20 protein-coding genes are annotated in these 25,556 nt (G+C 30.8%); 4 read left to right on the top strand and 16 right to left on the bottom strand.

The window, feature by feature from the left end; all coding sequences use genetic code 11:
* Window positions 1–4: 4 nt before the first annotated feature.
* The 3 genes from L0U72_RS05775 to L0U72_RS05785 form a co-directional block, all read right to left on the bottom strand.
* On the bottom strand, window positions 5–1,246 hold the full coding sequence (locus L0U72_RS05775; RefSeq protein ID WP_233898639.1) for a molybdopterin molybdotransferase MoeA: 1,242 nt from the start codon (window positions 1,244–1,246) through the stop codon (window positions 5–7).
* Window positions 1,247–1,309: 63 nt separating this feature from the next.
* Complete coding sequence (locus L0U72_RS05780; RefSeq protein ID WP_233898640.1) at window positions 1,310–2,350, bottom strand: aldo/keto reductase; 1,041 nt, start codon at window positions 2,348–2,350, stop codon at window positions 1,310–1,312.
* 129 nt (window positions 2,351–2,479) lie between these two features.
* A complete protein-coding gene (locus L0U72_RS05785; protein WP_233898641.1) occupies window positions 2,480–3,667 on the bottom strand; it encodes a phosphoglycerate kinase in 1,188 nt (395 codons plus the stop codon).
* 194 nt (window positions 3,668–3,861) lie between these two features.
* Between L0U72_RS05785 and L0U72_RS05790 the strand changes: the two genes are divergently transcribed.
* Window positions 3,862–4,284: a molybdenum cofactor biosynthesis protein MoaE gene (locus L0U72_RS05790; RefSeq protein WP_101918437.1), complete on the top strand. Its 423-nt coding sequence runs from the start codon at window positions 3,862–3,864 to the stop codon at window positions 4,282–4,284.
* Between the two features lie 15 nt (window positions 4,285–4,299).
* Here L0U72_RS05790 and L0U72_RS05795 read toward each other — a convergent pair whose 3' ends face one another.
* Window positions 4,300–7,074 (bottom strand): PD-(D/E)XK nuclease family protein, encoded by a 2,775-nt coding sequence (locus L0U72_RS05795; protein ID WP_233898642.1) that lies wholly within the window; start codon window positions 7,072–7,074, stop codon window positions 4,300–4,302.
* A gap of 76 nt (window positions 7,075–7,150) precedes the next feature.
* Here L0U72_RS05795 and L0U72_RS05800 point away from each other — a divergent pair, with 76 nt between their 5' ends.
* On the top strand, window positions 7,151–7,945 hold the full coding sequence (locus tag L0U72_RS05800; protein ID WP_233898643.1) for an amidohydrolase: 795 nt from the start codon (window positions 7,151–7,153) through the stop codon (window positions 7,943–7,945).
* Window positions 7,946–8,013: 68 nt separating this feature from the next.
* Here the strand turns inward: L0U72_RS05800 and L0U72_RS05805 are convergent, their stop codons facing one another.
* The 12 genes from L0U72_RS05805 to L0U72_RS05860 form a co-directional block, all read right to left on the bottom strand.
* Window positions 8,014–8,994, bottom strand: coding sequence for an acyl-ACP desaturase (locus L0U72_RS05805; protein WP_101918440.1), 981 nt, complete (start codon window positions 8,992–8,994; stop codon window positions 8,014–8,016).
* Window positions 8,995–9,031: 37 nt separating this feature from the next.
* Window positions 9,032–9,763, bottom strand: coding sequence for a lysophospholipid acyltransferase family protein (locus tag L0U72_RS05810; RefSeq protein WP_233883116.1), 732 nt, complete (start codon window positions 9,761–9,763; stop codon window positions 9,032–9,034).
* A 73-nt stretch (window positions 9,764–9,836) separates the two neighbouring features.
* Window positions 9,837–10,244 carry a hypothetical protein gene (locus tag L0U72_RS05815; RefSeq protein WP_101918663.1) on the bottom strand — a complete coding sequence of 136 codons (408 nt, stop codon included), beginning with the start codon at window positions 10,242–10,244 and terminating at the stop codon, window positions 9,837–9,839.
* 155 nt (window positions 10,245–10,399) lie between these two features.
* Complete coding sequence (locus L0U72_RS05820; protein WP_233883117.1) at window positions 10,400–13,165, bottom strand: TonB-dependent receptor; 2,766 nt, start codon at window positions 13,163–13,165, stop codon at window positions 10,400–10,402.
* A gap of 141 nt (window positions 13,166–13,306) precedes the next feature.
* On the bottom strand, window positions 13,307–14,878 hold the full coding sequence (pgi, locus tag L0U72_RS05825; protein WP_233898644.1) for a glucose-6-phosphate isomerase: 1,572 nt from the start codon (window positions 14,876–14,878) through the stop codon (window positions 13,307–13,309).
* A gap of 20 nt (window positions 14,879–14,898) precedes the next feature.
* On the bottom strand, window positions 14,899–16,164 hold the full coding sequence (locus tag L0U72_RS05830) for a peptidoglycan DD-metalloendopeptidase family protein (protein WP_233883119.1): 1,266 nt from the start codon (window positions 16,162–16,164) through the stop codon (window positions 14,899–14,901).
* 132 nt (window positions 16,165–16,296) lie between these two features.
* Window positions 16,297–17,091, bottom strand: coding sequence for a DUF3108 domain-containing protein (locus L0U72_RS05835; protein ID WP_101918445.1), 795 nt, complete (start codon window positions 17,089–17,091; stop codon window positions 16,297–16,299).
* A gap of 101 nt (window positions 17,092–17,192) precedes the next feature.
* A complete protein-coding gene (locus L0U72_RS05840; RefSeq protein WP_233898645.1) occupies window positions 17,193–18,113 on the bottom strand; it encodes a tryptophan 2,3-dioxygenase family protein in 921 nt (306 codons plus the stop codon).
* A gap of 103 nt (window positions 18,114–18,216) precedes the next feature.
* Complete coding sequence (hppD, locus tag L0U72_RS05845; protein WP_233883130.1) at window positions 18,217–19,377, bottom strand: 4-hydroxyphenylpyruvate dioxygenase; 1,161 nt, start codon at window positions 19,375–19,377, stop codon at window positions 18,217–18,219.
* Between the two features lie 170 nt (window positions 19,378–19,547).
* Window positions 19,548–20,708 (bottom strand): homogentisate 1,2-dioxygenase, encoded by a 1,161-nt coding sequence (locus L0U72_RS05850; RefSeq protein WP_233898646.1) that lies wholly within the window; start codon window positions 20,706–20,708, stop codon window positions 19,548–19,550.
* A gap of 410 nt (window positions 20,709–21,118) precedes the next feature.
* Window positions 21,119–21,925 (bottom strand): formate/nitrite transporter family protein, encoded by an 807-nt coding sequence (locus tag L0U72_RS05855; RefSeq protein ID WP_233898647.1) that lies wholly within the window; start codon window positions 21,923–21,925, stop codon window positions 21,119–21,121.
* 19 nt (window positions 21,926–21,944) lie between these two features.
* A complete protein-coding gene (locus L0U72_RS05860; RefSeq protein WP_101918450.1) occupies window positions 21,945–22,280 on the bottom strand; it encodes a 2Fe-2S iron-sulfur cluster-binding family protein in 336 nt (111 codons plus the stop codon).
* A 175-nt stretch (window positions 22,281–22,455) separates the two neighbouring features.
* On the opposite strand from L0U72_RS05860, the gene L0U72_RS05865 reads away from it, so the two are divergent.
* Window positions 22,456–24,774 (top strand): carboxypeptidase-like regulatory domain-containing protein, encoded by a 2,319-nt coding sequence (locus L0U72_RS05865; RefSeq protein ID WP_101918451.1) that lies wholly within the window; start codon window positions 22,456–22,458, stop codon window positions 24,772–24,774.
* A 1-nt stretch (window position 24,775) separates the two neighbouring features.
* Window positions 24,776–25,504, top strand: coding sequence for a DUF4198 domain-containing protein (locus tag L0U72_RS05870; RefSeq protein WP_101918452.1), 729 nt, complete (start codon window positions 24,776–24,778; stop codon window positions 25,502–25,504).
* The last annotated feature ends 52 nt before the right edge of the window (window positions 25,505–25,556 follow it).

Genomic DNA, 25,556 nt, shown 5'->3' on the forward strand with positions numbered 1-25,556 from the left:
TATTTTATTTTTTATATCTAATGAAAGGAAATAAATCTCCTTTTTTAAAATCGATTTGTTCAGTTGCTGGTATTTCTATAAATCCATCAGCATTTACTAAACTAGCTAAATCTCCAGAACCATTTGCTTTTATTGGAGTTGCTAGCATTTGTCCGTTTACGTTTTCTAATTTAACTTGTAAAAAGTACGTAAGATTGGGTTTAAAAATAATATTTTCAGAAAGAACAGCAAATTGTTTATCTTCTTTATTTCCGATTGATTTATAATACCAATCATAAAAATAAACCAAACAATTTACAAAAGTAGAAATTGGATTTCCAGGAAAAGCAAAGACAATTGCATCATTTTTTTTAAGTTTTGGATAAATATCCTGCTCACTAATGCCTAAAGACGCTATGCGTCCGAACCAGAAAGGTTTTCCTGGGCGTTGCGCTACTTTATGAAATAATTTATCAACACCTAATTCAGCAAATACTTCGGGTAAAAAATCAAATTTACCTTTACTAACTGCACCGCTACATAATAACACATCGTATTCTTGTAAATAGTTGCTTATTTTTTCTTTTAAAATTGATTTACTATCTGTAATATGAACAATTTCTGAAGGAATATGTAATTCCTTTAATAAGGAAACCAAGGTATAAACATTCGATTTTCTAATTTGATACTCTAGCGGATTTTCATGTACATCAACTAATTCATCACCAGTAGAAATAATCATTACTTTAGGCTGTTTGGCTACTTTTACAGTTGATTTACCAACCGTAGCAATTACACCAATTTCAGCAGAAGAAATAAGTGTGTTTTTATGGATTAAAACATCGTTTTGTAATTTGTCTTTTCCTTTGGGGTGTACATTTTGATTTGCATTAATTGTATCAATAGTAATTTTTGCAATTCCATTTTCGAGAAGAACATCTTCATATCTGATTACCGTATCGCAATTATTTGGTAATACAGCACCCGTCATTACTTCAATGCAATTTGCTGAATTTTTCAGGGTTAATTGTGCGCTTCCTGCAGGTTGAATTCCTTCAATTTTAAAAGTACGCTCTCCATTTTTAAAATGAATATAATTGATAGCGATTCCGTCCATAGCAACCCGATTGAAAGGAGGGAAATCTCTATCGGCAAGAATATCTTCTTTTAAAATTCGTCCAACAGATTCCATAAAAGGAATTTCTTCTGTTCCAAAATCCAACGTATTTTGTAGTATTATCTCTTTTGCTTCTTGTACTGAAATCATCTTTTTATATTTTAGAAATTTTTAAAAAATATTCTCAAAAATCTTAAAAAATTTATTGTGCAGTTATGGAGCAGGATTTGGAATTAATGCGTGTACTGCTTCAATTTCATTTAAAATTTCTTCGGATAAATCAATATTTATAGAATTGATATTTTCTTTCAACTGACTCATTTTTGTTGCACCGATAATATTACTGGTCACAAACGGTAATTGGTTGATATATGCTAATGATAATTCAGCAAGTGTTAAATCATATTTTTGGGCAATTTTCAAATATTCGGAAACTGCTTTTAACGAACCTTCGTTCATATAACGTGCTATAAAACGTGGAAAGAGCGTTCCTCTTGCTCCTTCGGGATGTTTTCCATCTAAATATTTCCCTGATAAAACACCTTGTGCTAGTGGAGAATAGGCTAATAAACCAATATTTTCACGCATTGAAACTTCACTCATTCCAACTTCGTATCCTCTATGAATTAAGGAATATGAATTTTGAACGGTACTCATTCTTGGTAAATTATGTTGTTCTGAGGTTTGCAAATATTGCATTGTTCCCCAAGGCGTTTCGTTGGATAAACCAATATGTTTTATCTTTCCTTGTTGTATTAAATCATGTAAAGTTTCTAAGATTTCTACATGATTTTCGGCTTCTTTTGCTGATGTTTGATACGGATAATCACGCACGCCAAAACAGTTTACGCCACGAGAAGGCCAATGTAATTGATACAAATCTAGATAATCGGTTTGCAAACGTCCTAAACTTCCTTCAACGGCATCAATAATATTTTGTCTTGTAAATCCGCCAGTACGAATATGTTTAGTATAATCTCCGCCTCCAGCAATTTTACTTGCCAACACTACTTTATCACGATTTCCTGTTTTCTTAAACCAAGAACCGATTATTTTTTCGGTAGTTCCATAAGTTTCAGGACTTGCTGGAACAGCATACAATTCGGCTGTATCAAAGAAATTTACGCCTTGTTCTAAAGCATAATCCATTTGTTCGTGTCCATCATTTTCTGTATTCTGATTTCCCCAAGTCATGGTTCCTAAACAAATTTTAGAAACTTTTACATTGGTATTTGGTAGTGTTGTGTATTTCATTTTATCAATTTAATTAGCATTCTATTTTTTCGACTATACTTTAGAGCCTGTTTAAATTTTAAAGAATCTGTCAGTTCGAGTGATTTTTTTCTTTTAGATGAAATTTAAACAGGCTCTTAAAAAGATAGCTTATTTTAAAATCGCTTCAATTCCGGGTAATGTTTTTCCTTCTAACATTTCTAACATTGCGCCTCCTCCTGTGGATACGTAACTTACTTTATCACCAAAACCAAACTGTTTTACAGCGGCTACAGAATCTCCTCCTCCAACTAAAGAAAACGCCCCATTTTCAGTTGCTTTTGCAATAGCATTTCCGAGTTCAATCGTTCCTTTTGAAAAATTATCTAATTCAAAAACACCTAAAGGACCGTTCCATAAAATGGTTTTAGATTTAGCGATTACTTCAGCAAATTTTTCTGATGTTTTTGGTCCACAATCAAGTCCCATCCAACCATCAGGAATTTTTGTAGTATCTACAATTTGCGTATTTGCATCATTCGAAAAAGCATCGGCAATTACGGCATCAACAGGCAAGTGTATTTCGGTATTTTTTTCTTTTGCTAATTTCAAAATAGCCAATGCTAAACTTAATTTATCATCTTCAACTAATGAATTTCCAATGTTTCCACCTAGAGCTTTGATAAACGTAAAAGTCATTCCACCACCAACAATAATGTGGTCTACTTTTTCGATAATATTTTCAATAACGCCAATTTTAGACGATACTTTTGCGCCTCCTAAAATAGCTGTTACAGGTTTTTCTGCATCATTTAAAACTTTATTAATGCTTTCTATTTCTGTTGATAATAAATTTCCAAAACATTTATTTTCTTGAAAAAATTGTGCAATAATTGCTGTTGAAGCATGCGCTCTGTGTGCCGTTCCAAAGGCATCATTTACATAAATATCACCCCATTTTGATAACTTTTCAGCAAAGGCAATATCTCCTGCTTTTTCTTCTGAATAAAAACGTAAATTTTCTAATAATAAGATTTCTCCATTTTGTAAATTGGCAACTGCTTGTTGAACTTTATCGCCAATACAATCGTTCACAAACTTAACTTTAACGCCTAAAATTTTGGTTACTTCAGCAACAATATGACGCAATGAGAATGCTTCTTCTTTGCCTTTCGGTCTTCCTAAGTGCGACATTAACACACAACTTCCACCATCTTCTAAAACTTTAATAATTGTTGATTTTGCTGCTTGAATTCTAGTTGCATCTGTTACTTCAAATGCATCATTTAAAGGGACATTAAAATCTACACGAATTAAGGCTTTTTTATTTTTGAAATTAAAATCGTTTAGTGTTTTCATATTTTTTTATCTATTTTTTGAGGTGTTGTTTGCTGTGTTTTGTTATTTACAAAAATAATTATTTAAATCCGATTCGTTTATAGAAGCTTTATAGAATTTGAAGGAATAAACGTATATATTTGTTACTTTTACCTCCTTTTACTTTTTTTTATTATTTTTTATTATTTTTCTTATTTTAAAGATATTTTAATTTTATGAATACCACTTTTATCAAAATTACTTCTGACACATTAAATTTGCAAGAATGTTATAATTTTGTAGTTGATGATACTTGTGGTGGAATTGCTTGTTTTGTAGGAACAGTTCGAGATTCAACACAACATAAAAAGGTTACTCAGTTAGATTTTTCAACTTATAAACCGATGGCAATTAAGGAAATGCAAAAAATTGCTGATTTAGCACTTACGAAATTTAGCATTAAAAAAATTGCGATTCATCATGCGGAAGGCTTGTTACAAATACAGGATATTCCTGTAATTATTACGGTTTCATCGCCCCACAGACAAGCTGCTTTTGATGCCTGTCAATTCGCTATTGATACCTTAAAAGAAACCGTTCCTATTTGGAAAAAAGAATATTTCGAAGATGGGGAAGTTTGGGTAAATGCGCATCCTTAATCAAGATATATTCTTTTAATATGGCAAATCGGCGGGTTCAATAAAAGGAATATCAATATTGAATATTTCTTTTAAAAATTCGTTTATTTCATCCATAAAATCGGCTAATCTTTCGGGAGTTATTTCATTATCTACGCCACCTTTTTTAGGTGAAAAATTCATATTTAAAAATCCACTTTTCAAGTTTTTAAACGATATAACACCTGCTTCAAAATTATTTGAAGTTTCTAAAGCACTAAGTTGTTTATTTTGAGTAAACAAAAACGCATATAGCATTACTTGAATGGCTTTATGATATTTTAAATCTCTTAAATTTTCAAAATCAGTCAGTTTTAATTTTGATGCATCAACAAGTCCTGTTTTATAATCGATGATTCGAAGTGTACCATTTAATTGGTCTATTCTATCGACTTGTCCGTGTATTTTTATGGGAAAATCGATGCCTTCTACATTTATTTCGGCACTTAAATACTGTTCGGTTGCGATAATTTTTAGTTGATTATTTTCATCTTGAACTATTTTTTTTTCTTTTGATAAAAAGTTCAATACAAAACGATTGGCAACTTCAAAAATCAACCTATTTTTTCCTGTTGAAATAGCACCATTTTTAAAGTGTTTTGAAAAATAATACGTTACTACTTTGGGTGTTTTTCCTTGCATTGTCGCTACATTTTCAGCGGTTAAAAACTGTCCGACAAAGGGTTTGTATAATTCTTTTAGTGCATCATGAACAACCGTTCCCATGGTATTTGTTGCGATGGTTTCTTCTACATTTTCAAACTCGCTAATATTTAAAATTTTCTGTTTATAAAAAGCTATCGGATTGTATAAATAAGTGGTTAAAGCCGATGGAGAAATACCTTTTTTGGCAAGTTCTTGTAAAGAAGCTACTATTTTTTCATCTTTCTTAATTTCCTTTAATTCAACAGGCGCTGTAACTAATTTCGGACTGATTGTTTTTTGAATAATATCGGTTCGCATCATTTCCAATTGGGTTACAAAACGACTTTTTTCACCGCTTCCAAAAACATCGTGTTCGGTATTATATAGGATAAAAATATTTTTGGCACGTTGCAATAATCTAAAAAAATGATACGAAAAAAGTGCCTCTTTTTCATTATGAGTAGGCAATCCGAATTCTATTTTCACATCAAAAGGAATGAACGTATTTTGCTGACTACTTGCGGGTAATACGCCTTCATTTACCGAGGTAATAATTACATTTTCGAAGTCTAACATACGAGTTTCTAAAACACCCATTAATTGCAATCCTTGCAAAGGTTCTCCTTGAAAAGACAAACTCTCAGATTGTATTAATTGTTTAAAAAATTGATGTAATGTTTTTAAATCTTGTACATAATTAAATTCGATATGCAAGGTTTGTAATTGCATAAATGCGGTATAAAATCGGAATAAATATTCTTTTTCTAAATCGGTTGCTTTATCTTTTAAAACACTGATTAATGCTAAAATTCGCGCTAAAAATTCGGAAATTGTAGTAAATGGTTTAAACATTTCTGCCATAATTTGTTGTATTTCGGGAGCTAATCCTTCGAAAAAAACAGCTATTTTGGCATTATTTATAAAGGTATTATTTTCTTGAACAATATTCAAAGCGATGGTATCGGCAATATTTTCAAGGGCATCAATTTGCAAAATTTTATAAATTGCAGGATCTTTTACAAACCGAATAATATCTTTATGATAAAATGCATTTACGTCTTTTTTCTGTAATTTTTCTTGATTGATAAATAATTGAAAAATAGCAAAAATCAAGCTTGTTGTCGGAATATCTTTTAGCGGATATCCCATGGTAATATTGATGGCTTTAACACTTTCGGGTAGTGAATTTAAGGTAATTGGCAAGAGCGTTTCATCAGCCAATACTAAAGCGGTATTGTTATAATTTGGTAATTTTGATAAAATTTCACCAGCGTGTTTTATTTGCGTTATATTTTTTGAAGCGCCAATTACTTCTATATTTTTAGGTGTTGCAAAATAATTTTTGATAGTTTCTAGCTCATTTTTGGTGCTTTTTTCATAGTATTTCCAGTTTTTTTTATATTTTCTTAAAAAACTTCCCGCTTGATGATTTCCTTGGTAAAATGTTTTATCAACATCCCAATATACGTTGGCATTTCCTGCGGATAAAAATTCTTGAAATAAAAATTCTTCGGCAGTATTTAAGGCATTAAATCCGATGAAAAAATATTTTTTATCTTGATTTTTTTCGATAAAACTCGCTACTTTCTTCGTTGCTTCTCGATACAAAACACCTTGATATCCTATTTTATTTTCCAATAAAAATTGATAAAAAATAGTGTAAAATTTTTCTAATCGTTCTATAAAAGAGAAATGGTCTTTGATGAGTTCGGTTTCTTTAAATTCTCCTTTTACCGACCATTTTTCTAAGCGATGAATATCTCGCAGATACACGAAAATTTTAGTCGGATCAATTAAATGTTGGTCGATTTCATTAAAATCTTGTAACACGGTAAATGCCCAAGTCGAAAAAACATCAAACGAAACAGGATGCTGTTCAACTTCTTTATAAATCGTATAAAAATGAAATAATAATTGAACAGCATCAGCTTTCTTTAATTCTGAAATTTCTTCTACAAAATTTCCAATATTCAGAATTTCAGGTAAAAAACCTGCTAAAATTTTATCTTTAAAAGATTGTTTTACAAAAACTCCCGCTCTTTGCGATGGAAGTACAAAAACCACATTTTCAAAGGATTTTGTCGTTTTTAAAATGGTTTCTAAGGTTTCAGAAATAAAGGAATTCATAGCGGTTTTTTTAATCAATCCAAAGTACAAATTTTATCTTATTTTTGAGAAGAATAATCACTTCATTTTTTAAATAATGACGACTCACAATACACTTAAAATAGCACTGATTCAATCGGATATTATTTGGGAAAATCCAACAATAAACAGGCTACATTTCCAAGAAAAAATAAACAAACTTTCTTCGGATATCGACTTGATTATTTTACCCGAAATGTTTACCACGGGTTTTAGCATCAAAGCAAATCATTTAGCCGAGACAATGAATGGTGATACGGTGAATTGGATGCTAAAAATAGCAAAAGAAAAAAATTGTGCTATTACAGGAAGTATTATTATCAAAGAAAAAGGCGAAAATTCACTTTATTTTAACCGATTATTATTTGTACATCCTTCTCAAAAAATAGATTATTATGATAAAAAGCATTTATTTACCCTCGCTGATGAACAAAAAGTTTTTACAGCAGGACATCAGAAAAAAATTATAACGTATAAAGGTTGGAAAATTTGTCCTTTAATTTGTTATGATGTGCGTTTTCCTGCATGGGCAAGAAATCAGGAAAATTATGATATCTTATTATATGTTGCTAGTTGGCCGAGTTCAAGAATTGATGCTTGGGATAGTTTATTAAAAGCACGTGCCATTGAAAACATGAGTTATACCATTGGCGTAAATCGGGTTGGAACAGACGAAAACGGACATCAATACAACGGAAATTCGGTTAGTTATGATAGCCAAGGAAAATGTATTGTTAAAAATAATACAGGCGAAGAAGTTTCTTTACTTATTGAAATAGATAAAAATAAACAAGATAAAATCCGTCGTAAATTTGGATTTTTAAACGATAAAGATGCATTTATTTTTGACTAATTTTCTTGATATTTTTTACATAAAAAAAGCAATCCTAAGATTGCTTTTTATAGTATTTTTTTTATTTATTATGCTGGAATCATCCATTTAAAATTGAACTTTGTATCAGGAATTGTCATACGTTCGGTAATTCGATACATTCTATCGGGTAATTTCATTAAATAATCACGGGCTTTTTCAGCTTCTGGCGTTAATCCTGTAATTTTATCAATCTCCCAAGCGGTGTTTAATTTTCTGATAATATCAACATAATCAAAACCTGTATAAACACCAACTCTTTGTGCAACAGTAGAAAAATCATCAAATAAACTTCCTTTTGCTTCAAAAGAATGTCTTAAATGATAGGCTGGCATCACGATTTTATGCTTCATCATGTGTTGAAAAGCCAACATCATTTCGCTTGGATCAATCGCAAAAATTTGCTTGATAAATTCGGTATATGCCAAGTGATGACGCATTTCATCTCCAGCGATAATTCGAGACATTTTTGCCAACGATTTATGCCCTTTTTCTCTGGCTATTTTCCCTACATTTAAGTGTGAAATATAGGTCGCTAATTCTTGAAAACTCGTATATACGAAGTTTTTATACGGATCACTTGCCGTTCCAATATCAAAACCATCGGTAATTAAATGCTGTGTGGTAATTTCTACTTCACGCATATTTACACGTCCTGAAAGGTATAAATATTTATTCAACACATCACCATGACGGTTTTCTTCAGCTGTCCAAGCACGAATCCATTTTGCCCATCCGTTATCGGGATGTTGGGTAACGCCATCTAAATCTAATAACCAAGATTCATAGGTTGGTAAGGCTTCTTCGGTAATGGTATCGCCTACTAAAACGACCCAAAAATCGTCATCTAATTCTTTCGATAATTCTCTAATTTCTTCTACTTCTGCGATAAAAGTATCTTTTTGTGAGTTTGGTAAAAAATCGGTTGGTTGCCAAATTTTCTCTGCTGGTATTAAAAATTTATCAACAAAAGTATCGATATTTTTTTCCAACGTTTTCATTACTTCCTTTCGGATATTTTGTATTGACATACTATAGGTGTTTATTGTTGTTTGTTTTGTTTCTATTTTAGCAATCGATTGCTTCTTTAATCGTTTTTTCTACACTGATTGCTAACTCATTAAACGGTAAACTGTTTACTTTTATTGGCTTGTGTGTTTTTATTTTGATAGGACTTCCTAAACCTAGTGGGAATTTACCATACTTAAATACTTTCCATGAATTATTAATCGTTAATGGCACAATGTAAGCTTCAGGATTGTGTTTTGTTATCATTTTTAAACCATTAGGCGAAAATGATTTTGGTTCACCATTTCTACTTCGTGTTCCTTCAGGAAAAATAGCAGCAGACCAGTTATTTTTAGCTATTCTTTTGGAAAAATTTGCCAATTCGGTTAATGCTTGTCTTGAATCTTTTCTATCGATTAAGGCGGCGCCTCCGTGTCTTAAATTAAAGGAAATACTTGGGATTCCTTTTCCTAATTCTTTTTTGGAAACAAACTTCGGATTGTGCTTTCTAAAATACCAAATAATTGGTGATATATCAAACGTACTTTGATGATTCGACACAAATATTAAAGTAGTATTTTCTGGTAAATCATGCTCATTTTCCACATCCACTCGGATTCCTAAAATTAATAATGATTTAATTAAAAACCAATTCATAATATTCACGACCTGTTGATGTCCTTTTTGACCAAATAATTTTAAGCCCAACCATTGTAATGGATGAAAAATTAGTAGTAATGAAAAGAAAACTACTGCAAATATTGCCGATATAATATAACTTAAAAACTTCATTAGTATCTTTTTAATAGTATACAAAAATAAAAAATCCCGCGAAAGCGGGACTATATATTTCAATTAAAACGAATTAAATCCAATTACTCCAAGGAATCCTTGATAAAATCAGCAATAATGCGATTCCGTAAAAAATAGCAAAGGTTTTAAATTTGTCTTCACTTTTTACTTGTTTCTTATGTTTTGACCAACCAACGGTAATTAATACAATCGCAATTATCATCATTAAAGGATGTTCTAAAGCTAATAATCTTACAGGAGCATCTTTCATTTGGCTTAATCCGCCTTGAAAACCGCCCATAAAATACACCACAAATCCTAGTAATAATTGAATATGTGTGGTTATCAAACTGAATAACCCTAAACGAAATTCTTTATGAGTAAATTCTTTTTTCTGTACCAATCCTACAATGGCATTGACCACTGTATAAATTAATATTCCGACCACTATATATGCCCAATAAGAGTGTAATACTTTAATCATAATATACTTGTTTAATTTTTGTTAGTTCTTGTTAGTTTTTATATCCTTTTTTGTTACTGACAAATTTAGTGAATTTTATGCATAAAAAAACCACCTCGATTGAGGTGGTTTTTAATAATCTTATTTTGTTTACTATTTAATAAAATTTATTATTAGAAACTAAATCTAACAGAAGCATTCCAAGTTCTTCCAAATCCGAACCATACTTGATTTTGAACATCAATACCATCATTAAGTACTGAACCTTCTCTTTCATGAATGTTTGTTTTCGATTCTGAAATATATTTTGTGTCAAAAACATTATTTACATTTACTCTAAATGATAAAGCGTGTTTGTCATCAAAATTCACTTTATAAGAAACTCCCGCATCAAATAAATTATAATTAGGTAACTCTATAGCACCCTTATTTTCTGGTTTTTCAAACTCTTCATCTATAGGAGAAAAGTCTGCGTATAAATTACCTGCATAATTCCAATCCGTATCTACTTTAAAGTTTTTAAGGATTTCATACGTAAGTCCTAAACTTGCGGTCATTTGTGCTGCATCTCCAACTTTTACATCTTTAAGATATAACGTTGATTCTCCAATTTTTTGTTGATTATCATCAAAAACGGTCGATGTTACATTGTCTTTATAAATCCAATCTCCATAAGAAAATGATCCTTTCACTTTTAGTTTTTCGATTGGTCGAACTGTTACTTCTAATTCTGCACCAGAATGTAATTGCTCAATACCATCAAAATTAGCAGTACCTGAAACTCCTGCTCCTAAATCAACTCCTCTTGTTAACCATCTATCTTTCCAAGAAGTTCTGTATAAGTTTACAGAAGCCGTTACAAATTCCGATTTAAATCCGTATCCTAATTCAAAAGAAGAAATTGTTTCGTTATCTAAATCTTCGTTTACAGTATTCGAAAAATTTGGAAAAACGGCATCAAATTTTGGTTGTCTTTTAATAAGTCCTGCGTTTGCAAATACGTTATGTTCTTCGTTGATATTATAATTAAGTCCACCTTTTACGTATCCTCCTAAAATATCTTCTTTTTCACTTTCTGCATTCGCTTCTGAATAGGCAAAATAATCTATTCGTTGGTATTTTTGATTTGATAATCCAGCTTGTAATACTCCAGATATTTCGTCATTTTTATACTCTAAAATTCCGTTAGTACCTAACCAATCAACTTTACCGATATTGTAGTATCCAATTTTAGGAGAATCTACGATATTAGCAAAAGGACTTGCATCAGAAGTTCCTGAAACAAATACACCATATACTGGCACAGTATTTCCATATTTATCAGTAGTAAATGAAGTATTTTTATTTTTATTAGCGACACTTACATAACCATCTAATCCTAATAAATCGTTTACAACTCTGTAGTGGTATCCTGTATATTTTCTATAATCGACACCAACACCAAAAGATAATTCTTCAGTAATATCATATTTCAAGTTAGAAATTACTCCGTACCAGTCATGAGAATTAATTGATGATCTTCTAATAGCAACATTATCGCTAATACCATCTACTTTAGAATATTCATTATTTGTTCCTATTTTTAATCCTTTGTAGAATTTATTATTTCCTGTATAAGAAGTTATTGATTTATTATTCGCAACAATTCCATCAAAATCGATAAGTCCTGTTGTAGCATTTCTATAATCTAATTGATTTCCTTTTGGATTTAACACGTCATCAGAAATTGATTTTTTATAAGGATAAATTTCGAAGTTTCTACCTCTAGAACCTGTTCCACCACCACGTCCCCAAGAACCGTAGGCAACAGTAGATAATCCTAAATTATCATTAATATCCCAATCCCAGTTTAACGATGCAATCGGTTTGTTATAGAAATTTCTTCTAAAAGAATATTCTCTTCCGTTTAAATATCCCCAATCGGCGTTATATTTTCTTCCAAAATTTAATTGATCTTCTAAAGTTAATGAAGCTGATCTTTGGTTATGCCATTGGCTTGATCCTGTTAAAGAGAAATTAAATGAATGTTCATCAGATGGCTTATATCCTACAGCTAAAAAGTAAGTATTTCCTTCTCCTTTAGTTCCGTCAACATATCCATCACCTTGCCATGCTCCAAACAAAGCACTAAATGCCCAACCTTTTTCACTTAATCCTGTATTGTATCCGACAACACTTTTAAAGTAATTATCATTTGCTGTAGAAAATTTAGCAAAACCGCCTTCTTTTTTATCAGCAGCTTTGGTTATCACATTAATTGTACCTCCCACAGAAGGAACGGCTAATTTAGAAGCTCCTAAACCTCTTTGAATTTGTACTCCTGAAGCAACATCTTGCAAACCAGACCAGTTAGACCAATATACTTTTCCATTTTCCATATCATTTACGGGTTGTCCGTTGATGATAATCGCAGTATTTGTTTGATCAAATCCTCTTACATTAATTCTAGAATCTCCAAAACCACCTGAAGATTTTGTAGCATATACAGAAGGAGTTGCTTTTAATATTTCAGGAAATTCTTGATTTCCCATTTTTTCTTGAATCTCTGAAGCTCTAATTGTAGAAACAGCTACTGGCGTTTCTCTTTCTTTAGCGATATCTAAAACACCTTTTCCAGTGATTACAATTTCATCTAAAACATTAGAAGGAGCTAATTTAATAGTTCCTACATTACTTTTTGAAGCTGAATACGTAATTTGTTTAGTAACATATCCAATAAAAGACACTATAATAACTCCTGATTTTAGTTTTGTATTTACTACAAATTTACCGTCAAAATCGGTAGCAGTTCCATTGGCAGTTCCTTTTACAAGAATACTAGCTCCAGGTAATGGTTGTCCTGTTTCATCAATTACGGAACCTCTAAGTTTTGTTTGTCCTAAAACTGTCGCTGTTACAAAGAACAGTAGCATTAATACTAGGTTTGTTAAATTCTTCATCATTAATATTATTAATAGTTATATTATTAAATTCAGCGACAAAGGTCTTCCATTTACATCGTGCTAATATTAACTTAATGTTAAGGTTTTTAAGAGTTCCTTAACTAAATTAACAGGAATATTGATATTTAAAGCGTTAAATTATTCATTAATTAATAATTTTTTAGCAAGTTCTTTACCAAGCTCTACACCGAATTGGTCAAAAGAATAGATATTCCAAATAACTCCTTGTGTAAAAATTTTATGTTCGTAGGTTGCGATGAGCATTCCTAAGGATTTAGGCGTTAATTTTTTTAGTGTAATTGCGTTACTTGGTCTGTTTCCTTCAAACACTTTATAGGGTAATAATTTATTTATTTGAGCTGCTTTATTTTGAGTTTTTAATTCTAGATGAATTTCTTCTTTGGTTTTTCCGTATGCCAAGGCTTCCATTTGGGCATAATAGTTTGCCATTAATTTTTCATGTTGGATTGTTAATCCGTGTAATGGTTCTTCAAAACCGATAAAATCGGCAGGAATTAATTTTGTTCCTTGATGCAGTAATTGCATAAAAGCATGTTGAATATCGGTACCAGCTCCTCCCCAAATAACGCCACATGTTTGATACTTGATTTGATTTCCTCCTCTATCGACACTTTTCCCGTTACTTTCCATAATTGCTTGTTGCAAATAGGCAGGAAGTTTGCATAAATATTGGTTATAAGGTAAAATTGCTTCGGTTTCTGATTTAAAAAAATTGTTAGACCAGATACTTAATACACCTAAAATTACGGGAATATTTTCATGAAAATCGGCTGTTTTAAAGTGATTATCAACTTTTTCTGCGCCGTTTAAGAGTTCTTTAAAGTTGTCGAAACCGACGGCAAGACTAATTGATAATCCGACAGCTGACCATAATGAGAAGCGTCCTCCAACCCAGTTCCACATTGGAAAAATATTTTTTTTACGGATACCGAAATCAATTGCTTGGTCGATATTAGAAGATACGGCGACAAAATGTTTGGCAATATCAGTAACTTCTGCTGATTTTAAGAACCAATTTCTAATAGTGGTTGCATTAGTGATGGTTTCATCGGTTGTAAAAGACTTTGACACGATTATAAACAAAGTAGTTTCAGGGTGTAACTTGCTTAAAATTTCGTATACATGATCGCCATCAATATTAGATACAAAATGAGAGTTTAATCTATTTCGATAAAACTGTAATCCTTGTACAACCATGCTTGGTCCTAAATCGGAACCTCCCACACCTATATTTACAATATCGGTGATTGGTTTTCCGGTATAGCCTTTCCATTTTTCAGAAATCACTTTTTTACTAAAGGATTTCATTTTTTTTAGGCAAGCTTGTATTTTAGGTTTGATATCTTCTCCATCGACAAAAATGGGGGTATCAGAATTGCTTCTTAAAGCGGTATGTAGTACGGCTCTTTCTTCGGTTACATTAATTTTGGCTCCAGAAAAGCATTGATTTATGGCATCTTTTAGTTTGGTTTCTTTGGCTAAGGAGATTAATAAATCGAGTGTTTTTTGGGTAATATGATTTTTAGAAAAATCAAGTTTTAATTCTTCTAATTGAACAGAGAAGCGTTCTTTTCGTTGTTTATCATTACGAAAAAGTGTTTTTAACTCATACTTTTCAGCCTCACTAAAATGATTCGTTAATTTTTTCCAGGCTTCTGTTTTAGTTGGATTAATGTTCTGTAAAGGCATAATAAATGTACGGTTAATAATTATTTTTCAACAATGGTACTACTTGATTTCACAGCAATAATAGGACTCGAAATTGGTGTTTTTGCAGGCAACTGTATACGTTCTAATTGTTTTTTTAATGGGGCAATATACTCCATAAATATCGGCTTAATTTTAGGCTTTAAAGGTGCTGCGGTAGGAAGTTTTTGTTTAAAAGGATCAACTTGTTTACCATTTTTCCAAAATCGATAACAAACATGAGGACCGCTGGTATTTCCTGTCATTCCTACAAATCCTATAATATCACCTTGTCTTACATAATCTCCTACTTGTACATTTCGGCGTTTCATGTGTAAATATTGCGTTGTGTAGGTATCATTGTGTTTTACTTTTACATAATTCCCATTCCCTCCACGCCTTGCAGAAGCAATTACAGTTCCACTTGAAGTAGTCATAATAGGTGTTCCATATTTTGCAGCAAAATCAGTTCCTTTATGTGGTCGAACTCTTCCGTAAAGGGCTATTTTTCGTCTTAAATTATAACGTGATGAAATACGATATTGAAATTTAATAGGTGATTTTAAAAATGCTCTACGCAACATTTCTCCTTTTTCGTTATAAAATTCAGGTACTTTAGTTATCGAATCACCTACAAATTGATAGGCATATAAATCTTCTCCTTTATGATTAAAAACAGCAGCTTTTACCTTTCCATATCCAACAAAAATGCTATCATTTATAAATTTTTCTTCATAAATTAATTTAAAATGATCTCCTTTTTGTAATCTATAAAAATCGAGTGTCCATGCGTATATATCGGCAACGGTATTGGTTAAATTGGCGCTTAATCCTAAGCTATCCATCGTTACCGATAAATTTGATAGAATTTCTCCTGCAACCTGTTTTTCGATTGTTTTTATTTTTTCACGAACTTTATAAGCTGAAATGATAGAATCATTAAAATTGATAATCGTGGCATCTACTTTATTGTGTTTGTAGATAAATATTCGTGCTTTTTGTAGGGAATCGTTAGAAGTAAGTACGGTATATTTTTTTCCTGAACGAATACGCCTCACATCAAAAGTATCTTTAATAGTGGTCGCTATTTCATTAATTTTAGGATACATCACATGATGACGGTCTAAAATAGCCCCAAAACTTTCACCATTTTTTATGGTGTCATTAATCATTTTAAAATTATCTAAATTAAAACCGTATGCATAGATTGATGCTGGTTTTTCAATTTGTATTGTTTTTTTAATGGTTGATTTTTCTTCTTTTTTACAAGAAAAAAAAATACTAATCATTAAAAAAACAGAAAAAAGGAGGAGACTATATTTTTTCAAAAAAAGTTGTTTAGAATTAAGTTTGCTCGCAAAAATACAAATAAAAAGTTTTGATTATTGCACTTTAACAATAAGTAAACAACTTATTTACTATTAATTTAAAACAAGGTCAAAAGGATTTGCCAAGCCTTTGTATTGATCCAACTCAGCTCTTAGAGAACCTACCGATAAAGAAGCATTTATTTTTACGGGTATTTTATTTTTATCGGCAGTTATCCAGATGGTAACGCTTTCTTGGGCTTTAAATACGCGTCCTGCTTGTACGATAGGTCTAAATTTTTGAGTTTTTATTTTTCCAAATTTTGTTTTTACGATTTCATTTCCTAAAAAACGTAATTTGAATGGATAACTTTTATTATCAAAAAACATATCAATTTCTATTTCTTCGCCTTTTTTCATGTTTTTGGTGTTGTAACTTCTCAAAAAATAGAATGAAGAAATCATATCTTGTACATTTACGGCAGGAATGATGGTATCTTTTTGTTTGATAAAATCTTGAATATGTGCGGTATTTTTTTGTTGATTAAAGCTAATTTGTTTATTTTTTTGATGTCCTCCTTCGTTTATTTTTCGTTTAAAGAGGTATGGTTTTCCTGATTTTTTATCAAAATACGATTGATATTTATCTTCAACTTTAAAAAACCATTTTATCATTCCTGTAGTCCATCCTTTTCCAATTGCATGAAAAACGGGTTTATTTTGTATTGTTTTTTCATGTAAGGATAAGGTTGCATTTCCTGCTTTTAGGAATCCGCTATAGCTCATTTTAAATTTCAGCCATTCTCCGTGTTTAAAGGCAGGTGTTTTTTGTTGATTTTCTTGATTCTTTTGACTAAAAATAAGCAGACTACAAAATAACAGGCAAATAAATATGATATTTTTTTTCATAATATTAAAACTTATATTTTATATAAGTAAAACAAATATTGTTCCAAAAAAAGCCTGTTTAAATTTAAACAGGCTTTTTATATCTATTTTGTATTTTTAGCTTAAAAAACACCCCAATTTTTTAACTCTTCTTCGCTCCATAAATCAGGGAAAAATATTCTTCGTTGATATTTAGGATGCATATATTTACGCCAATTACTTCCTCCAGTAGCTTCTAAATCTTTATCGCCACCACCTAAATATTTTCCTGCCGCATCGTAATGAGCCATCACCCATTTTATATTTACGGTATAATCGTAATGACGCATTGCTTGTATCAGTTCGTCACTTTGTTGTACTTCTTTAGGTAATTCTTTAAATTTTTTAGAAAGATTACAATTTTTATAATTTTCTATCGAATCAATAAACTCTTTTTTATATTTTTTTTCAAATAATTTAATTAAAGTTGATTTTTCTCCTGTTTCATGGTTTACTCCTGCTGCTTGCCAATACAAATGATTATAGGTATTTTCAAGCGAAGCATCAACATCAAAAGTAGCTCTATATCGTGCATCTATCAAGTTAATAATTTCTGTGGATGCAAATTCTATTTGACGATATTGTGCGCTTTGAAAACCACTTGCAGGCGTTAAAGCAGTTCGAAATTTCAAATATTGATCAATATCCATTCCATCTTGCATTACGTTAAAAGAATTGCAAAGCATGTCAAAATAATTACTAACACGCATTAAATGTTTCGAAAATTTTTCGGCAGTAATCGCATCTTTTGTAAGGGCAATTTGATCTAGTTCCCATAAAATCATTTTAAACAATAACTCATTTACTTGATGATACATGATAAAAACCATTTCATCTTTTTCGGTTGTTCTAGGAATTTGTAATCCTAATAAAGCATCGGTTTGAATATAATCCCAATAGGTTATTGGACTGCTATGAAGCAATCCTTCGAGCATTGTTTCTAATGGAATATCTAATTTTTTATATTTTTCTTCTATTGCTTTTAAAATTTCTTCTTTATTCATTTTTATATTTTATATAAAAATTAGTATTAAAAGAACCATTAAAATAAGCTGTTTAACTTATTATAATGGCTCTTAATTTATCTATATTATAATTAGAATCTAATTATAACGTTCCTCTTTTTGACTGTTCTCTTTCTATTGATTCAAATAAGGCTTTAAAATTACCTGCTCCAAAACCTTTAGCGCCCATTCGTTGAATTATTTCAAAAAATAATGTTGGGCGATCTTCTACTGGTTTTGTGAAAATTTGTAATAAATACCCTTCTTCATCGGCATCAATCATTATTGATAATTCTTGTAACTTAGAAATATCTTCTTTCATCATACTCATATGTTCTCCTAAACGCTCAGGAATTCCATCATAATATGCTTGTGGTGGTGGTGGTAAAAATTCTATTCCGTTTGCTTTTAATTGTGATACTGTTTTAATAATATCATCGGTAGCAACTGCAATGTGTTGTACTCCTTCACCTTCGTAAAAATCTAAATACTCTTCAATTTGTGAACGTTTTGCTGCTTTTGCTGGTTCGTTAATAGGAAATTTAATTCGCCCATTTCCGTTACTCATTACTTTACTCATTAAAGCAGAATATTCGGTATGAATTTGCTTGTCATCAAAAGATAAAAAGTTTACAAATCCCATAACATCTTCGTACCATTTTACCCAAACATCCATTTGATTCCAACCAACATTACCAACCATATGGTCGATATATTTTAAACCTGCACTTGGCGGGTTATAATCTGATTCCCATTCTGTAAATGCTGGCAAAAATACGCCTTTATAATTTTTTCGTTCGACAAATATATGAACTGTTTCGCCATAAGTATAGATACCTGCACGAATTACTTCACCATGTTCATCTTTTTCTACGGTTGGCTCTAAATATGATTTTGCACCTCTTTTGATGGTTTCTTCATACGATTTTCTTGCATCATCAACCCAAAGTGCAACTATTTTTACACCATCGCCATGTTTTACAATATGGTCGTTTATTGGTGATTTACTATTTAATGGAGATGTTAATATTAAACGAATTTTATCTTGTTTTAATACATAACTTACAGAATCTTTCGAACCTGTTTCTAAACCTTTATAAGCATGCGACTGAAAACCAAAAGCTGTTTTGTAAAAATGTGCCGCTTGTTTTGCATTTCCTACATAAAACTCTACATAATCTGTTCCTAAAAGTGGCAAAAAATCTTGGGCACCTTCAAATATTTTTTCTAAACCGTAATTTACTGATGTTACTTTTTTTGCCATTTTGTTTTATGTTTTTATAAATATCTATCTTTAAATGATAAATTACTAAATATAGTAGATGAGTTTAGCCCTGATTGAACGGTTTGTTTGAGCTCTTTTTTATTTTTCTTAAAAAAAGCGAGTAGTGAAAGCAGGATTAGCTTCTAATAATTATTTTAATAAATCTGATTTTAGTGTTCTAACCACGATTTATAATAATTTTCATCAGCAATTTTCATGGCTTCTTCCGTAATTTTTAAGGGTTTAAAAGTATCAACCATAACGGCTAATTCTTCGGTTTCTGTGTGTCCGATACTTCTTTCGGTTGCTCCTGGATGTGGTCCGTGAGGAATTCCTGAAGGATGTAAAGAAATATGTCCTTGGTCGATATCATTTCTGCTCATAAAATCGCCATCAACATAATACAAAACCTCATCAGAATCGATATTGCTATGATTGTAAGGTGCAGGAATTGCGTTTGGATGATAATCGTACAAACGAGGAACGAAACTGCAAATTACAAAGGCATTCGTTTCAAAAGTTTGATGCACTGGCGGCGGTTGATGAATGCGACCTGTGATAGGTTCAAAATCGTGAATTGAAAATGCATACGGATAATTATAACCATCGTAACCAACCACATCAAAAGGATGCGAAGCGTAAATCATTTCTATAATTTCGCCTTGTTTTTTTACTTTGATTAAAAAATCGCCTAACTCATTATAGGTTTCTAATTCTTCTGGTCTTCTTAAATCTCGTTCACAAAAAGGGGCGTGTTCTAATAATTGTCCAAAATGATTTCGGTATCGTTTTGGCGTGTAAACAGGCGAATAAGATTCAACAATAAAAAGTCTGTTATTCTCATCATCAAAATCTAATTTGTAAATAATCCCTCTTGGAATTACTAAATAATCGCCATATTTAAAGTTGATATTTCCTAACATGGTACGTAATTTCCCTGTCCCTTTATGGATGAAAATTACCTCATCGGCATCTGTATTTTTATAAAAATATTCTTTTGTTGATGTTTTTGGAGCTGATAAAATAATGTTGCAATCAGTATTTGTTAAAACGATTTTTCTACTTTCTAGATAATCATTTTCTGGCGGTACTTGAAATCCGCGAAAGCGATACGATTGTATATTATTTGCCTTGGCTATTTTAGGCTTTACAGAGTATTGTTTACGTATTTCTTTGACCATAGTTGGTCTGTGTTCATGATAAGAATTGGTAGACATTCCGTCAAAACCAATAGTTCCAAATAGTTGTTCGTAATACAACGTTCCGTCTTCTTTGCGAAATTGCGTATGACGTTTTGGTGGTATTTTTCCTAATTTATGATAAAATGGCATAACTTTTAATGATTGAATTAAAATTTAACGACAATTTTTTAAGCTATTTAATATTTTAAAGATACCTTCTAAATCATGACTTAATTATTCGAAAAATCAGTTATAATGATTTTGGATTTTATCAAAAAAAATAAATGTATTTTCACAAATATACCAAATTTAAAAAACAATATATCTTGTTAAAAATCAAATATTTTTTTAATTTAAAATTAATCTAAATAAAGTTTGTTGTTTACTTTTTAATAAATATATTTGTAGTGTCAAATAAATACAACCCCGTTATTTGTCTCTCATTTTAAATTTGAATTATTTTTCTAATGCAAAAAACTCTGATGTTACATCAGAGTTTTTTATTTTTTGAATTATTTTATAGATGATGATTCGTTTAGTTAAAACGAAGTAAAATAAGATTATTTTTTATTTTTTAAAAAGATAAAATGATACATTAATCCAACTAAAACACTTCCTCCGATAATATTTCCTAAAATAACAGGAATCAGATTTTTTAACATTCCTGAAACACTTAAAAAGTGTGTAGTAATTTGAACATCACTAAAAGTTTTAATCAACAAACCTACTGGAATGATGAATAAATTAGCAATACTATGTTCAAAACCTGCCGCGACAAATAAAGTAATCGGAAATACAATCGCTAAAATTTTATCAGTAATTGTTTTTCCGCCCATTGCCATCCAAACACCAAGACATACCAGAATATTACATAGCATTCCTCTAAAAAAAGCCGTCATAAAAGGCAATCCACATTTTGCATCTGCCATTTTTAGATACGTTTCTGCTATTGCTCCATGATTCATATCAAGATGCCCTGAAAAATAAACCATAACCGCTAAACTTAACGCACCAATCATATTACTAAAGAAAATAATAGCCCAATTACGCATCATTTCTTTGGTAGAAACTTTCTTTTCTGCCCAAGCAATTGCAATTAAATTATTTCCTGTAAATAATTCTGCTCCTGCAATAACGACCAAAATTAATCCCAATGAAAACACAAAACCTCCCAAAATTTGTTTGGTAGCAAAACTATACGTTTCATCAGCCTTAACAATCGTATAAAATAACGCCCCTAAACCAATAAAAGCACCTGCCAAAACACCTAATAAAAAACTTGTTATAAATGGTTTTTTAACTTTTTTAACACTCGACTGTAATGTTTGATGCACTATTTCCTCTGGGCTAAATACTTTTGTCGACATCTATTTTGATTATATATTTTTAACTCTCAGGAGCTAATTCAATTTCTAAACCATCCATTTCGGGTCTTATTGGTAATTGGCAACCTAAACGGCTATTATCTTCTACATGAAAAGCTTCGGCAAGCATAGCATCTTCATCATCGCCCATTTCAGGCAATTCATGTGCCGACTTCACATAACATTGACAGGAAGCACACATCGCCATTCCGCCACAAATTCCAATCGTTCCTTCAGGGGCTAATTCATAAGAACGGATAACTTCCATTAAATTCATTGCCATATCGGTAGGTGCAATAACTTCGTGTAAAACGCCTTCTCGATCAGTTATTTTTAGTGTAATATCTTGTACTTCCATTCTATGCATTTAATTTTAATCAACCTCACACAAATATACCAAATTAAAAAAACATTATATCTGCTTAGAATTCAAATAGTTTTAAAATTTTATTTAAAATTAATCTAAATAAACTTTTTAATTCAAAAACAAGTAGATACTTTTGCATCTTTAAAATTTATTAAATCTAAATAAAATGAAAATATTTTTAACATTAATCGTTTCTTACATATATATCGCAAGTTCATTTGCTCAAGTAAGTGGAAAAATAATAGGGAACAACAATAATCCTTTAGAAGATGTAAATGTTATACTAAAAGGTACCCAAAAAGGTACTACAACAAATAACAAGGGACATTTTCAAATTAACAGCATAACCAAAGGACAACATACGCTTGTCGTATCTATGTTAGGTTATAAAAATAAGGAAGTAAAATTTACGATGAAATCTACGAGTAAAATACTACCTCCTATTAAATTAAATGAAAATAGTAACGAACTAAGTGTAATTCATATTCAGGGAAAAAGAGATAAAACAAAAGTAACCTCTTCTTCACTACGATTACAAAATAGTATCCAAAAAATCCCGCAAAACATACAAGTTGTAAGTGATGAAATTTTAGAATCACAGATGATTACAAATATGCTAGATGCACCTTTTAAAAATGTTAGTGGTGTTACCAATGTTGAACACTGGGGAAATTTCGCGAACCTAAAAATGCGTGGTTTTAGATTACCTGCCTTTAGAAACGGTGTAAATATACAAGATTCATGGGGACCACTATCAGAAGATATGTTTATGGTCGATAAAATTGAATTCGTAAAAGGTCCTTCTGCTTTCATGTTGTCGGCAGGTGAACCAGGAGGATTATACAATGTCGTAACAAAAAAACCTACGTCAAAGAAAACTGGAAAAATTTCGCTACAAACAGGCACGCAAGATACTTATAGAGGTGCTGTAGATTTTGGTGGAAAAATTAGTAATGATGAACGATTCTTATATCGATTAAATGTAATGTACCAATCACGAGGAACTCATAGAAATCATCAAAAATCAGGTACTAGATTTGGAATAGCTCCCGCTTTGTCCTATCAAATAACACCTAAAACAAATTTTTTAACCGAATATTCATTACAGAAAGTTAATGATTATATAGGTAATGCTTATGTATTTAATACTCCAGAGAAAGGATATGCTAGTTTAGATCAAAATTTTTCAATGATCGGTGAAAATTTCCCGCAATCCAATATGACAGAAGTAAGCCTATTAAATAGATTAACACATAATTTTAATAGCAATTGGTCTGCCGAGGTAAAATATGTAATGATGGATTACAAACAAGAAGGAGCATCATATTGGATTAAAGAAATAAATCCGAATGGAAATGTACAATTGTCTGCAAGTAAATCTGACGCTAAATCAGAAGGTAATTATTTTCAAGTATATATAAATGGTAAGTTTTCAACAGGAAATATTACTCATAAAATATTAGGAGGTTTTGATTTCTCAGAAAAAAGATACTGGGGATTATTTGACAAAAGTATAACTCCTATGAATACTTTTAATTTAAATAATCCAACTTATAGCTCCCTACCTAAAGTAAAATTTAATAGAGATTATAAGAATTTTAAAGAAATGGCATCCTACAAATATGGTAAAAATATTCGCTCCTATTATCTACAAGATCAGGTAAGTATGTTAGATGATAAAATAAGACTAACCCTAGCAGCTAGATATACATTACTAGATCCTATAAAAAGTAAAAGTATTGATAAAATCACCCCTAGAATTGGTTTAAGTATTGATATATTACCTCAATTAACAGCTTACGGATTATTCGATAAATCTTTTTTACCAAATAATGTAGATCCTAAAAATGTAAAACCAGGTACTGTTTTTGATCCTGTTGAAGGAATTATATACGAAGCTGGATTAAAAAGTAATTTATTTAATAATAAATTAAAAAGTACCATTAGCTATTATCAAATTACTAAAAATAATTTAGCATTAACAAGTAAAGAAATAAACCCAATAACTTCAGAACCATATATTTTTCCTGAAAGTGAGATAATATCTAAAGGTTTTGAGTTTGACCTTCAAGGTAAAATTACTGACCAAGTAAGTTTAATCTTAAACTATGCCAATACCAATGTTGAAGATTCACAAGGTAAACGTATCGCTGGTCATGCAAAGCATATAACAAATGGATGGTTTACCTATGATTTTAATGAAAATACCAAATTAAAAGGATTTGGTGTATCGTTAGGATTTCAACATCAAGTAGACAGGTCAACTTGGGCATGGGCTGGAGCCGATCAAAAATCTGATTTACCAGACTACTTTAGAATGGATGGTGCTGTAACTTGGAAAAATGATAAATGGCGCGTTGGTTTAAACATAAACAATCTACTCGATAAATACTTATATTCTGGAGCAAATTATGGCTCATATCTTTATTGGCAATCTGAACCAGGAATCAACGGAAGAATATCATTAACCTACAACTTATTTTAACATGAAAAATAGCATAGTAACCTTAATATTCTTGTTTTCTTTTTCATCCGTATTTGCTCATTATGTATGGATTGAAACAGCGCAAAAAGGAGTTTTAAATGAAGAACATTCCATAAAGATACGTTTTGGAGAATATACGCAAGGACTTGTAGAAAAAACGAATAGTACTGCTTTTAAAAATTTAAAGGATTTTACATTATGGGTAATTACTCCTCAGGGTACAAAAGAAGTCCTCGATACTTTTATAAAAGATGATTATTATTTAGCTAAATATACACCAACCCAAAATGGTACTTATACAATTGCTTTTGATACTAAAGAAATAAAAGTGTTGGATTATACCATGTATGATTACACTATTTTTAAACCTCAATATCATGCAAAATCAAAATTTTATGTAGGCGATAAATTATCTGTGATAAAAAAAACAAATACTGAAAGTATTGAAATTATTGATCAAACTACGACTCCTTTTTCCTTAAATAGCAAGGTTGAGTTAAAAGTTCTCTACAAAGGAAAACCTTTAATTAATAATGAAATTAGTCTTTTTATGAAAGATTCTTGGCTCAAAAAATTAAAGACAGATAAATTCGGAATTGTTTCTTTTAATCTTCCATTTCAGACTAAGTATACCCTTGAAACTACTTTTGAAGAAAAAGTAGCTGGTACATTTAAAGGAAAAGAATATCAGTTAATTTGGCATTGTGCTACTTACTGTATTGATTTTTAATTCCTAAATTAAGAAAAAAAGTCCCCCTATTTTTAGCTTTTTAACCTAACCA

The organism is Tenacibaculum piscium, from assembly GCF_021390755.1.
In the GTDB taxonomy this organism is placed as follows: domain Bacteria; phylum Bacteroidota; class Bacteroidia; order Flavobacteriales; family Flavobacteriaceae; genus Polaribacter; species Polaribacter piscius.